Consider the following 16,342-nt stretch of genomic DNA (forward strand, 5'->3'; position numbering starts at 1 on the left):
CTGTGATCCGCCCAGCCACTTATTTGGCGCAACACCGGCGGGTGGCGTGGGGGCTGATTGTCTGCATTGCAGCTGTCGCAGCGGTACTGGTGTTCTGGCTTGATTTGGCGATACGCGCTGACCAGCGCCAGACACAGTTGCAGCACGAAGCCCAGCGTAGCGGGCTGGAGATCGTGTCATCCACGCTCAACGGCAATCTGATGGGTTCAATCACGCTATTGGGCCTGCTCGATGGTGACATCAAGCAGGAGGCCACCAACGGGCTGATCAACGATGACGCCAGCGTCCAGTCCACGATGTCCATCGTGGGCAATGCTTTTGGCGCTGAGGGCGCATTTGTGGTCGGTGAAGACGGCGTTGTGAAGTCGTCATGGGACCGCGTCAACAAACCTTCTACCGGGTTGGATGTGCGCTTCCGACCCTATTACAAGACCGCTGTGCGTGGCCAATCCAGTGTGTACGCGGCGGTCAGCATGGCGCGCGGTGACCGTTCGCTGTATTTTTCGGCGCCCGTGTTTTCCGAGCGCGCACGTTCCAGCTCGGGCGTAGGTGCTGTTGTGGCCCGCACTACGCTGGATCGGGTCGACGGACTGCTGCAAGGCAAGTACGACATTGCGCTGCTGCTGTCGCCACAGGGCGTGGTGTTCGCAGGCAACCGCGTCGATTGGGTGGGACGACTGGCAGGTGAGGCCACGCCCGAACGCCTCAAGGCGATTCGCGAGCTCAAGCAGTTTGGCGCCATGTTCGAGACTGCGGTGCCGCAGGCTTTGCCTATTATCCCTGCCGCTGGCACACAGACACTGGACGGCCAGTCCTACGCGGTGGCAACAGCGTTGGTGAACTGGAACGATCCGGCCGGAGACTGGACGCTGGTGGTGATGGAAGACCTGAGTCGCACAGTGCCCCTGGCCCCAACCGCCTGGCGCGCCACTGCACTGGCGGTACTGGTGTTGCTATTGGGCTGGTTGTGGCTGCGTTTGCTGCGCGTGCGTTACGCGCAGAGCCGGGCATCAGAGCAACTGCAGGCCTATGCGCACGAACAGGAGGCGCAGGCCCGTTACCGGACGCAACTCGGTGCCTTGTCGTTGCGACTACAGCATTGCGAAGATTGGGAGCAGTTCGCCATGGCGTTCTTTCAGGGCGCGCGCGAGATGGTGGGCGCAACCCAGGGCGTGCTTTACGTGGCCACAGGTGAGCGCACGGGCGACGCGTTGAGGCTGGCGGGCTGCGCTGCCTGCGCCGAGCCGCCGGAGGCTTTGCTGCAGCCAGGTGATGGCCTGTTGGGGCAATGTGCACTGGAGCGGGAGAAGCGGGTGATCGCCACGCCGCCGGACGGAATCTGGAACATCCGCTCGGGGCTTGGAGGCGGACGCGTGGCCGCATTGTTGTTGGCGCCGCTGGTGATGCAGGATCGCCTGATTGGTGTGGTTGAACTGGCCTTGCCAGAGTTGCCAGATACACAGAATCAGGTGCAGCTCGATGAACTGGTGTCTCTGCTGGAAAACCATCTTGAAATCCACCGGCGGACATCGCAATTGAAGGCGCTTTCGCAAGCCAGGGAATTTGTTGAGGAATCTGCATGAACCGACTCACACGTGCACTGGAGCAATGGACGCTTGGCAAAAAGCTGACGGCAGGCTTCTCCCTGCTGATGCTGTTTGCTATTGGCGTGGGGCTCATCAATCTGCAGGCGCAGCGAACCCTGATTGCCCAGATCAAACAGCTCAACGACAAGGAGTTGCTGGGCGTGTCCGCTGCGCGTGCGGCGCAAGTCCAGTACGCCGTAATCGGGCGGGAAATACGCCAGGCATTGTTGGCCGGCTCCGGGCCCGAACGGGTCATCGCGTTGAAGGTGATCAGCGATGCCGAGGTGGAACTGAACAACAACATTAGTGAGCTGCGCGGCCTGATCAATCAGGACGTCAACAGGCGGCGCCTGCAAACTTTTGAGTCGGAGCTGGCCTCCTACAAGGCGCATCGGGAGAAAGTGCTGGAACTGATGCGTACGGGGCAGGATGAAGCGGCGCGTGTCTATCTGGCATCGGCCACTTTCCGTGCCCCCGGAGTCGCCGCCAACAATGCCATTGCCGAACTGGCCGAAGCCAAGGAGGCTCAGGCGCGCGCGGGAGTGGACCATGCGATTGCCGAAGCCGCCCATACGGTACGCATCGCTGTGGTGCTGCTGATCTTCGGTACGCTGCTCAGTGCGCTGATTGCGTTGCTGGTTGCGCGCTCGATTCGTAAACCGATTTCCAGTATCCGCAACGCAGTGCAAAAACTGGCGGACGGTGACTTGAGCGCCGAAGTGCCTTGCGCAGACTACAGCAACGAAATTGGCGAGGTCGCCCGCTCGGTCCTGGTGCTGCAGCAAGGTGCAACTGCAATGGACAGCATGAGCTGGGTCAAGGGAAACCTGGCGGAAATATCCAACGCATTGCAAACCGCGGGCAGCTTTGCCGAGCTGTCTCAGGTGCTGTTCTCGCGGCTGGCGCCGCTGGTGCACATAGGACACGGTGCTTTCTATATCCACGATGAAGAGGGGCACCGGCTGCGATTGTTGGGCGGTTATGCGCTGCGCGAGCGCAAGGAGCTGAATCAGTATTTTGCTATTGGGCAAGGGCTCGTCGGCCAATGCGCGATGGAGCGGGCGCCGATTGTATTGACCCAGCCACCGCCCGACTATGTGCGCATAGGCTCAAGCCTGGGCGATGCGGCGCCGGTGATGATTGCGGTGCTGCCCGTGCTGCGCAGCGAGCGGCTGTTGGGGGTGCTGGAGTTGGCCACCTTTGAGCCTCTGTCAGAACGCCAGCAGTCTTTGCTGGACGGCGTTATGCCAAATCTGGCGATGAACCTGGAAATTCTGGAGCGCAGCGTGCGCACCAACAAGCTGCTGGAGGAGACGCAGCGCCAGGCGCAGGCAATGCAGCAGCAAGCCGCAACGCTGGAAGAACAGGCGGTTGAGCTTGAAGCGCAAAAGGATTCCATTGCCGCTACTGAGGCTTGGTACCGAGGCATCATCGAGTCCGCGCCAGACGGCATGCTGGTTGCCGATGCGGATGGCACGGTGACCATGGTCAACCCGCGCCTGGTAGATCTTTTTGGCTATACCGAGGCGGAAATCGTGGGCCAGAAGGTAGAAATGCTGGTACCGATGTCCATACGCGGCCGACATCCTTCACTGCGCGAGGGATTCATGCAGATCGGGGTCTCTCGCAACATGGGTAGCACCGACGGGTCCTTGAGAGGTGTCCGCAAGGATGGCAGTGAATTCGCGGTCGAGGTTGGCTTGTCCCGCCTTCCCGCCATTGGTGGCCGTGGCGTATGCGTGTGCGCCTCGGTGCGCGATGTTACCGAACGCAACCGCGTTGAACAGGAAGTCCGAAACAGCCAGCGCCAGATTCGCACCATGGTCGACAGTATCGGGTCCATCATCACCCTGAAGGATCGCGAGGGCCGGTACCAGTTGCTGAATGCCACTTACGCGAAATTCGTTGGCATTAGCGAGAAAGATCTTCTCGGAAAAAGCGCACACGACCTGTTGCCCCAAGAAGTGGCAGAAAAAATTGGGGTGATTGAACGCCAGGTGCTGGAGACCGGAGAACCTGTCACCTATGAGGAATACATCCCCACCGTGGACCGGTCGGAAATGCGCTCATTCATGACAACAAAGACGCCACTCATCAACGAGGCTGGCGAGATTTACGGCATCTGCAGCATTGCGACCGACATTACTGAACAACAAAAGGCCCGGGAAGCCATGCGCGTTGCCAATGCCGAGCAAACCGCGATGTTCGAGGCAACCACACTGGGTATCGCCTTTATTCGCAACCGCACCATCGTGCGCAGCAACAGCCAGTTGGATGCGCTGTTCGGTATGTCCGAGGGCAGCCAAATCGGCCACTCCACGCGCATCTGGTACGCCAATGACGCGGATTACAACGTCGGAGGCGATGGCGTCTACGACCAACTCGCGCGCGGTGAAATGCACCAGCGCGAACAGGAGCTAGTGCGTGCCGACGGCTCGCGCTTCTGGTGCCAACTGAGCGGCGCGGCGATTGACCGCAACGATCTGGGCAAGGGCACGGTGTGGATGCTGCAGGACATCACCGAGCGCCGCGAGAGTCAGGCAGAGCTTGAAGAGCGCATGCGGGATCTGGAGCGCTTCAACCGACTGACCATAGACCGAGAAGACAGAATGATTTCATTGAAGCTTGAAATCAACGATTTTCTCGCCCGGTCTGGACAGCCGCAAAAATACAAGATCGTGGAGTGATGGTGATGCACAGTGATCCCAACCCCGGTGGCGACCTTCAGGTACTCAACGAACGCGCCTGGTTAATGCAGGCCGAGGACACCGTTGCGTCCAATGCACTAGCCTTGCAGGCGCTGGCGCGTGCGCAGGCGCAAACCGATAGAAAGGCCGAACTGCAGGCGCAGCTCACCAGCTTTTGCTGTGCGTCGCGACTAGGTCAGCAAGGCCCCAATGACGCAGACCGGCGAGCACTCAAGACCGCCTGCGCCGAAACGGGCGATGCACAGTTGCTACTACGTGCCAGCTTCTGCGTAGCACAATGGTCTGCCTATGCACGGGCGTCCAACACTGCGGTGGCCGAATTGGCCGAATACATGGATTCTCTGGCGGATGCGCAAGACATCGACCGGTTCCTGATCTATATCCTGCTCGGTGTCAGCAAACACGAACTCGGGGAACTGGAAGAGGGGCTGCGCCTGTTTTACCGAGCCGCTGATGCCGCGCGCCGCACAGGACTGCCCACCACTCTGGCGCGTGTGCTGAGCAATATCGGCGAAGCGCAGTTGGCCCAGGGCAATCAGGATGAAGCGCTCCGGGTGCTGTCCGAAGTGGACACCATGCTGGGCAAGCAACCCATGACCGATGCCAGCCTGCAGGTTCGGGCCAATTTGATCGATACGCATCTGGGACTGGGGCACAACGACGTTGCCATGCGGCTGGCCCGCCAGTTTGAGGATTTCGTGCAACGAGTTCCCAACGTTCTGCCGCGAGTGGTCTTCGTCATGCATTGCACCATTGCACACGCGTTTGCTGCGTGTGCCGAATGGGAGCTTGCCCGCAAGCATCTCACACTGGCCAGCGCATTTCTGGCGTCCGATCCGGACAAATCCAGGCTGCTGCGCTTCTCCGCGATTATGGCTCTGGTAGAGCGAAACACCTCCAATCCACAGGAGGCGTTGCGCTTGCTAACGGAGGCAGAACCCCATGCCGACGACTCGAGCAAGCTGCAACTGCTGCTACCCGTTGCGCAGCAGCGCATGCTCACACATGCGGCGCTGGAGCAATGGAAAGACGCCTATGCCTGGAGCGGCCGCTATTTCGCGTTGTTTCGGCAGTTACAGGACAGCGCCGCGCGCTCACGCGCCAATATGCTCAAGGTCGAGGATGAGATGTCACGGAGCCACCATGCAGTGGAAAGCCTGCAGGATCAGATCAAGCAGTCAGACCGCGCCCGTCGGGCCATGCTGAATATGCTGGAGGACCTGGACGAAGCCAGGCAAAAGGCTGATATCGCGACCCAGGCCAAGAGCGATTTCCTGGCCAATATGAGTCATGAAATACGCACCCCGATGAACGCCATCATTGGCATGAGCCATCTGGCACTGCAAACCAATCTGGACAAGAAGCAGCGCAACTACGTCGAGAAGGTGCACCGCTCCGGTGAAAACCTGCTGGGCATCATCAATGACATCCTCGATTTCTCCAAAATTGAGGCCGGCAAGATGGGCATGGAGACCATTGATTTCCGCCTCGAAGATGTGATGGACAACCTGGCGAATCTGGTGGGGCTGAAGGCCGATGACAAGGGCCTGGAGCTGCTGTTCAATGCTTCGCTTGATGTGCCCACTGCGCTGCGCGGTGACCCGCTGCGGCTTGGGCAGGTGCTCATCAACCTGGGCAACAACGCCGTCAAGTTCACGGACAAGGGTGAAGTGGTTGTCGGCATTGAGAAAACTTTCGAAGACGCAGATTCGGTGGAGCTGCATTTCTGGGTGCGCGACTCGGGCATAGGTATGACCCCGGAGCAGTGCGGCAAGATGTTCCAGAGCTTCAGCCAGGCAGATGCCTCCACCACCCGAAAATACGGTGGTACCGGGCTGGGACTGGCGATATCCAAAAATCTGGTGGAGTTGATGCAAGGCCGTATCTGGGTGGAAAGCGAGCCTGGCAAAGGGTCTGTCTTCCATTTCAGTGCGAAGTTTGGAGTGCAGGACACACCCCAGCCACGGCGCATGTTCCGGGCCGACGAACTGCTGGGTGTGCGCGTTCTTGTTGTCGATGACAACGCGACTGCGCGTGAAATCCTTTCTTCCATGGCGAAGTCGTTTGGGCTGGAAGTTGACGCCGCCTGGGATGGGCCAGAAGCCCTGCGCATGATGTCGGTTGCAGACCGCAAGCAGTTGCCGTATGACCTGGTGCTGATGGACTGGAAGATGCCCGTGATGGATGGCATAGAAACCATCCATCAGCTGCGCAGCCAGGACTTGCAGCATGTGCCCACCGTGATCATGGTCACGGCCTATGGTCGGGAAGAAGCCATGGGTGCGGCAGAACAGCGCGGGGTGCGACTTCAATACGTGCTGACCAAGCCGGTCACCGCTTCCACGCTGCTGGAGGCCTTGGGCGAGGCTCTGGGCAAGGGTGCGCTGGTTGAAACCCGCGCAACGACCAAGTCCGAAACACAGACCGAAACCGTTGCGCATCTGGCCGGTGCCCGGCTCTTGCTGGTGGAAGACAACGACATGAACCAGGAACTGGCCATGGAGTTGCTGCGCAGCGCCCAGATCGATGTGGTGCTGGCAAACCACGGCCAGGAAGCGCTGGACATTCTGGCGCGTGACGCAGATTTTGATGGCGTACTGATGGACTGCCAGATGCCGGTGATGGATGGCTACACAGCCACCCGCGAAATCCGCAAGAACCCGGCCTTCAAGGAACTTCCCATCATCGCGATGACAGCCAATGCCATGGCGGGTGACCGTGAAAAAGTCATTGATGCTGGCATGTGGGACCATATCGCCAAGCCGCTGAATGTGGAAAACATGTTCAGCACGATTGCCAAGTGGGTCAAGCCCAAGGTCAGGGCGGCCGGTATCGCGGCGCAACCTGAAACGGTTTCGATCGCTGCGCAACGGTTCCATGGTTTGCCTGACCTGCCGGGCATTGATGTGCGCGCCGGCTTGTCCACCTCTATGCAGAACGTCAAGCTCTATACCCGTCTTCTGGAGAAATTCCGTGACAGCCAAGGCCCATTTGCGGGCCTGTTTGAAGCGGCCCTACAGGACTCGGACGCTAGCGCAGCGGCAAGAGCCGCCCACACGCTCAAGGGCACTGCAGGGAATATTGGCGCACTGGAGGTGCAAGCGGCGGCGGGCGCATTGGAGAAGGCCTGCCTGGAAGATGCGGGTGAAGCAACACGCAACGCCCTTCTGCAAGCTGTGTTGCGGGCCCTGGAGCCAGTCATCGCGGGTCTGCAAAATCTGGCAGGCCCTGCGATCGAGCCTAGCCAAACGGCCTCAGCAGCCGAGTCTGGCTATGATCCCCAGCCCGCGCTGCAACAATTGGGACAGCTCCTGGCCGGCAGCGATGCTGACGCAGCCGATGTGCTGGAAGAAATCCAGATTCAAACCAAGGGGACGGCGCTTGCAAAGGAGTTGGTGGCCGTGGACCGAGCGCTGAGTGCTTTTGACTTCGACGAAGCTCTGGCGCAACTCAAACGAATACTTGCCAAATGAAAATTATGACCCGGGAGCGAAGAGATGTCTTTTGCTGAGGAACAAGGCGCTTTCCAGCTAGACAGTCGCAAGGCCTATCTGGTGGTGGATGACTTTGACACCATGCGGCGTGTGACGGTGAACCAGCTCAAGTTGCTGGGGGCATCGAACATCATCACCGCCAATGATGGCGCGGAGGCGCTACGCATTTTGCACAACCAGCGCGTCGACATGATCCTGTCCGACTGGAACATGCCGGTGATGACCGGGATAGATTTGCTCAGGGCAGTGCGCGCAGACGAGAAACTGTTCACGCTGCCCTTTGTGATGATTACCGCCGAGGCCGAGCGCCACCATGTGCAAACCGCAGTGTCCTGCGGCGTCAGCGCAATGCTGCTCAAACCCTATTCACCGAATCAGCTGGGCCAACGACTGGCAAAGGCACTTGCTGTCAGACACCGCCGGATGGTGCCCGAGCCAAAACCAGAATTGGAAGTTGCCCCCGCGTCAGACGGTATGACGGAGGGTTTCCACGGCGTAATGGTGCAGGTGCCGCCCCAGGGTGATGGGCGCATGACCGTGCTGGTCGTGGACGATACGCCGGACAACCTCACCTTGCTGGGACACCTTCTCAAGGACGAGTACCGTGTGCGACTGGCCTCCAGTGGCGCCAAGGCGCTGGAAATCTGCTGGTCTGATGACCCGCCCGATCTGGTTCTGCTTGACGTGATGATGCCGGAGATGGATGGCTTCGAAGTCGCCAAACGTATGCGTGGGCACCCCAATTCCGAAGCCACTCCGGTGATATTCGTGACTGCTCTTACCACCGCCGATGCCCACACCAAGGGCATGGCGTTGGGTGCGGTGGACTTCATCACCAAACCCATTGACCCGGAATTGCTAAAGCCCCGCGTGCGCAACTTCATGCGCTACGTCCAAATGCGCAAATCCATGCAAGCCGACTTTGATGGCATTGTCGAATCGGCACGCTTGCGTGAACAGGTCGAACACATCACGCGACACGACATCAAGGGCCCATTGGCTGGGGCTTTGGGCCTATTGCAAAGCATGGTGGCAGACGACAACACCACACACCGCCAGGCCGAGCAGCTCAATTTGATTGAAGAGACGGTCATGACCATCATGAACATCGTCAACCTGTCGTCTGAGCTACTGAAGATGGAGACCGGCACATTCCAATTGCGCGCCACGCCAGTGGACCTGCCTTCGGTATTGCGCCGCATTGCGGAACTGAATCGCCAGGCCTACGCGAGCAAACACCTGTCCATTTCGGTGGATGTGGATGTCCCGGTCGGTACCGAACTGCCCCGCGCAATGGGCGATGCCACGCTGTGCTACTCGTTGTTTCAGAACCTGGTGAAAAACGCCTGCGAAGCGGCGCCGGAGGGCAGCAAGATCACCATCACGATGTACGACGAAGAGCCGCTGCGCACGGTGGTGCACAACACCGGTGCGGTTCCTGCTTCCATTCGCGAGAATTTCTTCGAAAAATACGTGACCTCGGGAAAGCAGGGCGGCACGGGACTGGGCACCTATTCGGCAAAGCTGCTCAGCGAGGCCCAGAAAGGCGAGATCAGCCTGGAGGTGGATGATGGTGCCAACACCACGTCGGTCACCGTGCGGCTGCCCCGAAGTGGAGACTCCAGTCAAGCATGACTGCTGTGGGGCGTTTGCGGTAGCCGCAGTTAACGTCCCACATCCCAAGGCGGCGTATCTCCTAGTCTGACCGCCAGAAAGTCCACGAACGCCCGCACGCGCGGTGGCACCAATCGCCTCTGCGGCATTACGGCCCAGATGCCGGTGGCGGAGAGCGGGTAGTCCGGCAACAGCAGTTGCAAACGCCCGGCCTTCAAGTCGTCGGCCACGTGCCAGGTGGAATGCAGCGCAATGCCGCTGCCGGCCACGGCCGCATCGCGCAGCAGTTCGCCGAAATTGCTCTCCAGTCGGCCGCGCACCTGCACGGTGGTTTCACCGCCCTGGCCATCGCCCATCGTCCAACGGTCTTGTCTGCCCTGTGCGCCGGTGAGTACCAAGCAATCATGCTGTGCCAAGTCGGCAGGCACTTGCGGCGTGCCGCGTTGCGCGAGGTAATGTGGTGAAGCCACCAGCACACGCTTGTTGGGCGCAAGCCGCCTGGCGACGAGCGTCGAGTCATCCAGCGCGCCTATGCGCACGGCCACGTCGAAGCCGGCCGTCACCAGGTCCACCATGCGGTCGGTCAGATCTACATTGACGCGCACTTGTGGGTGTAGCGCCATGAACTCCAGCAGCAGCGGTGACAGATGCAGCAGCCCGAAGGTTGCGGAGGTGGTGACGGTCAGCGTGCCGCTGACTTGTTCGCCGGACTGGCGCAGACTCCCCACCAATGCGTCCAGATCCTCCACCAAGCCGCGCCCCTGCTCGGCCAGCGCCAGGCCCTCTGGCGTGGGGTGCAGTCGGCGGGTCGTGCGGTGCAACAGGCGCACGCCCAGCTCTTTCTCTAGCCGCGCCAGCCGCTGGCTGGCTACGGCCGGACTCAGGTCCAGGCTGCGGGCGGCGGCGCTGATGGAGCCCTGGTCCAGCACGCGCAGGAATAGGGCTAGGTCGTCCAAGCGTTCCATTTATAAGAATCTATTGAGAGTGATTCATCATTTTGCTGCTTTATTTAAAAACTGCAAACCGCGACCATAGCGTCAATCTTTTTTGGAACCCCAGCATGAACGCCACCGCACCCTCCAACCGCCTGCCACCAGCGCTATTCGCGCTGACCGCCGGTGCCTTCGGCATAGGCACCACCGAATTTGTCATCATGGGTCTGCTGATACAGGTGTCCAGCGACCTGGGTGTATCCATCGCTGCCGCCGGGTTGCTGATCTCTGGTTATGCGCTGGGCGTGTTCGCTGGCGCTCCGTTGCTGACCGCGCTGACCGGCCGCTGGCCGCGCAAGACGGTGCTGCTGGCGCTGATGGCCGTGTTCACGCTGGGCAACCTGGCCTGCGCGCTGGCGCCCAATTACGAGCTGCTGATGGCCGCGCGCGTGTTGACCTCGCTGGCGCATGGCACCTTCTTCGGTGTCGGCTCGGTGGTGGCCACCAGCTTGGTGGCACCTGAGCGCAAAGCCAGTGCGATCTCCATCATGTTCACCGGCCTGACCGCGGCCACGTTGCTGGGTGTGCCGGCGGGTGCCTGGCTGGGCCTGCACTTCGGCTGGCGCGCGACCTTCTGGGCCGTGGCCGTTTTGGGCGTGCTGGCGCTGGCGGTGATTGCTGCGCTGGTGCCCAAGGACGAGGCTGCGGCGCAAGGCACTTCGTTCCGTGAAGAGATCCAGGTGCTGGCCCGACCCCAGGTATTGCTGGGTCTGGCGATGACGGTGTTTGGCTTTGCCGGTGTGTTCGCACTGTTCACCTACATCCAGCCACTGCTGACGCAGATCAGTGGTTTCAGTGCGGCAGCGGTGTCGCCCATCCTGCTCGTATTTGGCGCGGGTTTCATTGGCGGCAACCTGTTGGGCGGAAAACTCGCCGACAAGCACCTGGTGCGCACGTTGCTGGGCACGCTGGTGGCACTGGCCGCTGTGCTGGGCGCGATGACGTTTGCGCTGCACACCCCATGGGCCGCCATTCTGTTCACCGGCCTGTTGGGCGCGGCCGGTTTTGCCACTGTGGCACCGCTGCAGTTGCGGGTGCTACAGCAGGCCGAAGGCGCGGGGCAAAACATGGCTTCCAGTCTGAACATCGCCGCTTTCAATCTCGGCAACGCGTTAGGCGCCTGGCTGGGGGCGAAAGTAGTGGCCAGCACACTGGGCCTTGGCGCATTGGGCTGGGTAGGGGCGTTGCTGACACTGGTGGGCCTGATGCTGGCCGGTGTGAGCGTGTGGCTGGAGCGGCGTCAGTTGGAGCCGGCTCGAAAATTCATGCAATTGAAACAGCAAGCAACGCGTTAAGTTGCTCGATAGCGCGAGAAAGTACAGGGGCTGAGGCCTGATTGGCCGCAGGCCGCTACCAGAAGTTGAAGCGCTTGCCGATCTGCATGAAGATGTTGCGGTTGTCGCCGCTGCCAGTGGCTACACCCAAATAGATGTCGCCGATCTTGCTGTCCAGCGCGAGGAACAGCGTGCCGCTGTATTTGGTGGTGCTGGTGTTGGAATGAATCCAGGCGTCGCCCGCCTCGGCCACCAGGCCCACATAGGTGGGGGAACGGAATATGCCGACGTTGACCAACTGGTACATGTAAGTGGCCTGCACATGGGCCAGGCGGTCACCGCTGAACTGGCCCAGCCGGAATGCTCCCATGCTCTGAAAACCGCCCAGGTACAGCGGGTACAGCAAGGTAGGCGCAATGCAACTTCCGCAGTTGTCGATGTAGTCTGCGCCCAGATTGGCGCCCACGTTGAAGACGTGCGGCCCGATGTGCCCGGCCCATTTGGCATTGATGCGCTCACTGGCGTTTTTGGTGCCTGATATTGAATGGTCCAGCGCCACATTCAGGAAGTAACCATCCGTCGGGAACGTGGGCGAGTCCAGCGAGTCTGCCGTGTACTGGGCTTTGAGACCGGTAAAGCTCAGTTGCAGGTCTTGCAGCGTGTACGTGGTGTTGATGCCACCCGGGTCTGTGAAGATCACCGTCTTGGCGGTGTCTATACCCAGTTGCGATTGGTTCGCCACCAGGCCCAGCCGGATGTTGGCGTTCTTGCTCAGGTTCCATGACACATTGGCGCCGAGCTCTTGTGTTTGCAATGTAGAGATCGCCAGTTTTTGAGCCAACAGTGTGTCAGGCCGGTAGATCGGCTGCACGCTGGCGTTGTACGAGGTATAGACATTGATACCCCAGTTCTCGCTCATGGGCTGGAACAGGCGCACCGCCAGCTCGGTCTGCGTGCCGCCGCGTGCGTCTATGCCCAGCTCCAGACCTGAGGGCGTGAGCCATGGCCTGCGGTAGCCCATGCCGATCGAGAACAGGTTGGTACCGCCGAACTCGGAGGAGAGCCCCAGGCTGGTCTTGAAGAAATGCGGCCCATAAGGTTTCTCGTTGACGTCAACCACCAGCTCGTAAAACTCGTCATTGACCTGGAGCAACTGGTAGTCGATGCGCTCAAAGTTGCCCGTGGTGTACAGGTCGTCAATCTGCGCGCCGACTTCCTTGGCGCGGTACTCCTTGTCCTTGAGCGCAGCCAGCCTCGCTTCGATGTAGTGGGCCGGAATATTGACGTTGCCAGTCACGCGGATGCTGCTGAGCTTGATCTCGCGCTGCTGGAAGTTGGGTGCCGGGCCATAGGCAGGCGGCTTGTTGCTGCCGGCGCTTTGCGCCAGTTGCTGGAACTGCGCATCGTGTTCGGCCACGGCGCTTTCGCCCACCATGATGACTTGCTTTGATTTGCCAAAATCCGCGAACGCGACATTGACCAGTTGCGGGTTCACCAGAATGTCTTGCGGGCGCAAGAGCGCAATGCTGCGGCGCTCGTTTTGTGTGATCAGCAGGTCCAGCATGCGGTTGGCGACCGTGAGCGCGTTGTCGGATGCGAGATACAGGTTCTCCGGCTCCTTGAGGCCCAGGTAAGACACGACAAGCACGTCCGCGCCTTCGCCCAGCGCCACCTCCACCGGTACGTTGGACACCAGCCCGCCATCCACATAGGTCTCGCCCTCAATCTCCACCGGCGCAAACACACCGGGCGCCGCCATGCTGGCGCGAATCGCCAGGTGCAGCGGCCCGCGGTCAAACACCTTCATGCCGCCGTCGCGGTAGCGCGTTGCCACCGCGCGAAACGGAATCTTCAGATCGTCAAAGCTGCCGTTGGGCGCTACGTTGCTGGTCAGCTCCTGCAGCAGCGTCAAAAACCGCTGTCCGTCGCTCACGCCGCGCGCAAACGTCAGGGCGCCATCCTTCAGGCCAAACTCGATGTTGACGGGGTACTTCTGCTGGTATGCGCGCACGCGGTTGGAGAGGTCTTTGCGCTCCACCTGGTCCAGCGCCACGCTCTCCGGGTCCAGGTTGCCTATGACTTTTTCAATCGCATCGGTAGACATGCCGCTGGCATACAGCCCGCCAATCACCGCGCCCATGCTGGTGCCGACCAGTCGGGAAATCTTCACGCCATCTTTCTCCAATCGACGCAGCACTGCCAGATGCGCGAACCCCTTCGCGCCGCCGCCCGCCAGCACGACGACGACTTTGGGCTTGTTGTCTGGCGGCGGCTTCTTGGCCGGTTGGGCGAAAGCGTGGGGACCGAGCAGGCTGGCAAGCAGGAAAAGGAGGAGGGCGCGAACTGGCATGGCCCAAGTCTAATCGGCAATCCAGTTCAGAGGCATTTCGGCCTCTGATGCGCATAGAACGTGCGTAAGCAGCTACTGAAACAATAGCATTCACTGGCCCGGACTACTTGCTCGTACCTGCCGACGCCGGTTGCTGGGGTGGGCTGGCCACTACTTCTGTGGTGACCAGCTCTCGCAGGATGCCGCCTCCGGCAACGCTACCGCTGACCGTGCCTGCGCCGCGGATTCTTGCAATGCAGGCGGTGCGCTCGTCACCTGCCAGGGCTTCGCAGCGCAGCAATGCATTGCGCTGGAGCTGCTCGGGGCTGAAGGTCGGGTTGGTGCCGGGCTTCTCGGCCAGCACGGCCTTGGCCTCCCGCATGCAGGATTCAAAGGCCTGCCCCGTGTTTCCGGTACGACAGGCTTTGATATCTGCTTCGTAGCGCCGCTGCTTTTCACCGCGGTCTTGTGCGGCAACGCCAATCGCTTGCCCGCAGAGCAGCGCCACCACGCCCACGCCCACTGCGCGGCGACAAAACTGAAAGGTGCTTGAGGTTAACTTCATCGGTACTCCTTTTGCATCGCAGAAGGCGACGCCAGGAATGCAGCGTGCCCACGCTTGCAGCGCGGGTCTGTTCGATGCCTAACGTAGGGGTAGCCAAGGGGCGCGGCAACTGCGCAACTGAGGGCAGGTGCGCGGAGCGAATCAACCGGGCGCTACGCGATAGCGTTGGCCACCATCATGTTTGGCCTGGTACATGGCGTTGTCGGCAGCAATTTGCATGGCGTGTGGTGATAGCAAGCCATCCCCCATGGCGATTCCGATGGAGGCACTGAGCGTGCGCGGCTGAGACTTCAGCATAAAGACGGGTTCCAGCGCGGCCAGGCATTTGGCGGCAACGGCCGTGGCGACTTGCAGCGCCACTTGTGGGTCTGCATCCAGATCGGCCAGCAGCAGGGCGAATTCGTCGCCGCCGACGCGCGCTAGCGTGTCGGACTCGCGCAGGATGTCCTTCCAGCGCTGCGCCACTTCGGCCAGCGCCTGATCGCCTGCCGCGTGCCCCAGTTGGTCGTTGATAGGCTTGAAATGGTCCAGATCCATGCACAGGAAGGCCACACGACTGCCTTGGCGATTCGCACGTGCCAGCGCTTGCGTCAGCCGGTCAGCCAGTAGCGCGCGGTTGGGCAAGCCGGTCAGCACATCGTGGTGTGCCATGTGCGCCATCTCCGATTGGCTGGAGCGCAACTTCTCCAGCAGGCGGTTGAAGGCTTCGGTCAGATGGCCCACTTCATCCTGGCGCACCACGGTCAAGGGCTCCAGCGGTATTTCGTCGCGCGTCATCCGGTCCGCCTGCTTGGCGGCCTGCAGCAGCGGGCGAATGACGTAGTACATCAGGATGCTGATGACCAGCAGAAATGCGATCAAGGTTAGCGTGCTGTTGATTGCCACAAACCGTTTGGTGCGTAAAACGACAACGAGGGCCTCATCAGTCGGAATGCGGGCCACGACAAACCACCCTGTGCTGGGCACCGCTGCCATCGCAGAAATTTCTTCAATACCGAAGGCGTTGACGGTAATGCCAGAGCCCCGGAAACCTTCCATCGCGCGATCGTGCAACAGGTTGACCCCGGGCGCGGGCGTGGGCTTGAGCACCATGTTGGGCACAGTGGACGCGATGAACAATTTGTCACGCGGAGAAATCAGCAGCATGCCGCCTTGTTTGCCGATGCGGTCCTGGTCGGTGAACGAGAGGAACCCTGGCGCTGCCAGAGCCGTGACACCCATCAACAGTGCGCGTACGGTGCCCGTGGCGTCCTTTACCGGCATCATCAAAGGCAGCACAGCCTGCTTGGTGGCACTGTCCCAAATCGGGCGACCGGTCACTAGCGTTCCATGCCGTGCCAGCTGAATCAAATCCTGATCACTGTCGGACAGCAAAGCCTGGTCACTCTGGCGGGCGTAGCCTGCAATGGTCTTGCCATCGGGCGTGCACAGCATCAGGCCTTCGGAAAACAGAGGCTGGTATTGGTGCCGCAAGGCTAGCCAGCTTTGCAACGCTGCGGGCTGTTGCAGCAAATCCAGCGGCAATGTGGCCGCCAGCTGCGTGAGCATGGTCTGGCGCTCCACCATCTTCTGGTCCACCTCTCGGGCCACATAGTTGGCCAACGTGAGCTGCTGTGCAGCCATCACTTCGGTGAGGTTCTCGCGCAGATAGTGGCTGAGGGTGAAGTAACGCACCACATTTCCTGCCACCAAAAGCAGGACGCCAATCAAGATGATGCGGGTGGCAATGCTGTTGGCAAAGCGGCGAAAATTCATGCCGCCATGATAAGGCCGCAAGAGG

9 protein-coding genes are annotated in these 16,342 nt (G+C 60.6%); 5 read left to right on the forward strand and 4 right to left on the reverse strand.

Annotated features, from left to right (window positions below; all coding sequences use genetic code 11):
• The first annotated feature begins 2 nt into the window (after nucleotides 1-2).
• The 4 genes from AC1DV6_RS15310 to AC1DV6_RS15325 are packed head-to-tail and all read left to right on the forward strand — an operon-like array spanning nucleotide 3 to nucleotide 9,423.
• The gene (locus AC1DV6_RS15310; RefSeq protein WP_477978864.1) at nucleotides 3-1,583 is read left to right on the forward strand and encodes a GAF domain-containing protein; all 1,581 of its coding nucleotides are present in this window, start codon (nucleotides 3-5) and stop codon (nucleotides 1,581-1,583) included.
• Nucleotides 1,580-4,273 (forward strand): PAS domain S-box protein, encoded by a 2,694-nt coding sequence (locus AC1DV6_RS15315; protein WP_477978866.1) that lies wholly within the window; start codon nucleotides 1,580-1,582, stop codon nucleotides 4,271-4,273. Before AC1DV6_RS15310 ends, AC1DV6_RS15315 begins: the two co-directional genes overlap by 4 nt.
• A 5-nt stretch (nucleotides 4,274-4,278) precedes the next feature.
• Complete coding sequence (locus AC1DV6_RS15320; protein ID WP_477978868.1) at nucleotides 4,279-7,767, forward strand: response regulator; 3,489 nt, start codon at nucleotides 4,279-4,281, stop codon at nucleotides 7,765-7,767.
• Nucleotides 7,768-7,791: 24 nt separating this feature from the next.
• A complete protein-coding gene (locus AC1DV6_RS15325; RefSeq protein WP_477978870.1) occupies nucleotides 7,792-9,423 on the forward strand; it encodes an ATP-binding response regulator in 1,632 nt (543 codons plus the stop codon).
• A 29-nt stretch (nucleotides 9,424-9,452) separates the two neighbouring features.
• Here the strand turns inward: AC1DV6_RS15325 and AC1DV6_RS15330 are convergent, their stop codons facing one another.
• Nucleotides 9,453-10,367 carry a LysR family transcriptional regulator gene (locus tag AC1DV6_RS15330; protein WP_477978872.1) on the reverse strand — a complete coding sequence of 305 codons (915 nt, stop codon included), beginning with the start codon at nucleotides 10,365-10,367 and terminating at the stop codon, nucleotides 9,453-9,455.
• Between the two features lie 95 nt (nucleotides 10,368-10,462).
• Here AC1DV6_RS15330 and AC1DV6_RS15335 point away from each other — a divergent pair, with 95 nt between their 5' ends.
• Entirely contained in the window at nucleotides 10,463-11,689 is a 1,227-nt protein-coding gene (locus AC1DV6_RS15335) for an MFS transporter (protein WP_477978874.1), read from the forward strand.
• 55 nt (nucleotides 11,690-11,744) lie between these two features.
• On the opposite strand, the gene AC1DV6_RS15340 is transcribed toward AC1DV6_RS15335, so the two are convergent.
• The 3 genes from AC1DV6_RS15340 to AC1DV6_RS15350 form a co-directional block, all read right to left on the reverse strand.
• Complete coding sequence (locus tag AC1DV6_RS15340; protein WP_477978876.1) at nucleotides 11,745-14,018, reverse strand: patatin-like phospholipase family protein; 2,274 nt, start codon at nucleotides 14,016-14,018, stop codon at nucleotides 11,745-11,747.
• A gap of 103 nt (nucleotides 14,019-14,121) precedes the next feature.
• Nucleotides 14,122-14,562 (reverse strand): hypothetical protein, encoded by a 441-nt coding sequence (locus tag AC1DV6_RS15345; protein ID WP_477978878.1) that lies wholly within the window; start codon nucleotides 14,560-14,562, stop codon nucleotides 14,122-14,124.
• A gap of 141 nt (nucleotides 14,563-14,703) precedes the next feature.
• A complete protein-coding gene (locus tag AC1DV6_RS15350) occupies nucleotides 14,704-16,317 on the reverse strand; it encodes a diguanylate cyclase domain-containing protein (RefSeq protein ID WP_477978880.1) in 1,614 nt (537 codons plus the stop codon).
• Nucleotides 16,318-16,342: the final 25 nt, after the last annotated feature.

The sequence above is a fragment of the Rhodoferax sp. P2_H8_2 genome, assembly GCF_056403235.1.

What these genes read in the sequence shown, in the direction of transcription:
- AC1DV6_RS15320 (WP_477978868.1), top strand. Translation starts at nt 4,279, where the DNA reads ATGCACAGTGATCCCAACCCCGGTGGCGACCTTCAGGTACTCAACGAA.
- AC1DV6_RS15315 (WP_477978866.1), top strand. Translation starts at nt 1,580, where the DNA reads ATGAACCGACTCACACGTGCACTGGAGCAATGGACGCTTGGCAAAAAG.
- AC1DV6_RS15325 (WP_477978870.1), top strand. Translation starts at nt 7,792, where the DNA reads ATGTCTTTTGCTGAGGAACAAGGCGCTTTCCAGCTAGACAGTCGCAAG.
- AC1DV6_RS15335 (WP_477978874.1), top strand. Translation starts at nt 10,463, where the DNA reads ATGAACGCCACCGCACCCTCCAACCGCCTGCCACCAGCGCTATTCGCG.
- AC1DV6_RS15330 (WP_477978872.1), bottom strand. Translation starts at nt 10,367, where the DNA reads ATGGAACGCTTGGACGACCTAGCCCTATTCCTGCGCGTGCTGGACCAG.
- AC1DV6_RS15345 (WP_477978878.1), bottom strand. Translation starts at nt 14,562, where the DNA reads ATGAAGTTAACCTCAAGCACCTTTCAGTTTTGTCGCCGCGCAGTGGGC.
- AC1DV6_RS15350 (WP_477978880.1), bottom strand. Translation starts at nt 16,317, where the DNA reads ATGAATTTTCGCCGCTTTGCCAACAGCATTGCCACCCGCATCATCTTG.
- AC1DV6_RS15340 (WP_477978876.1), bottom strand. Translation starts at nt 14,018, where the DNA reads ATGCCAGTTCGCGCCCTCCTCCTTTTCCTGCTTGCCAGCCTGCTCGGT.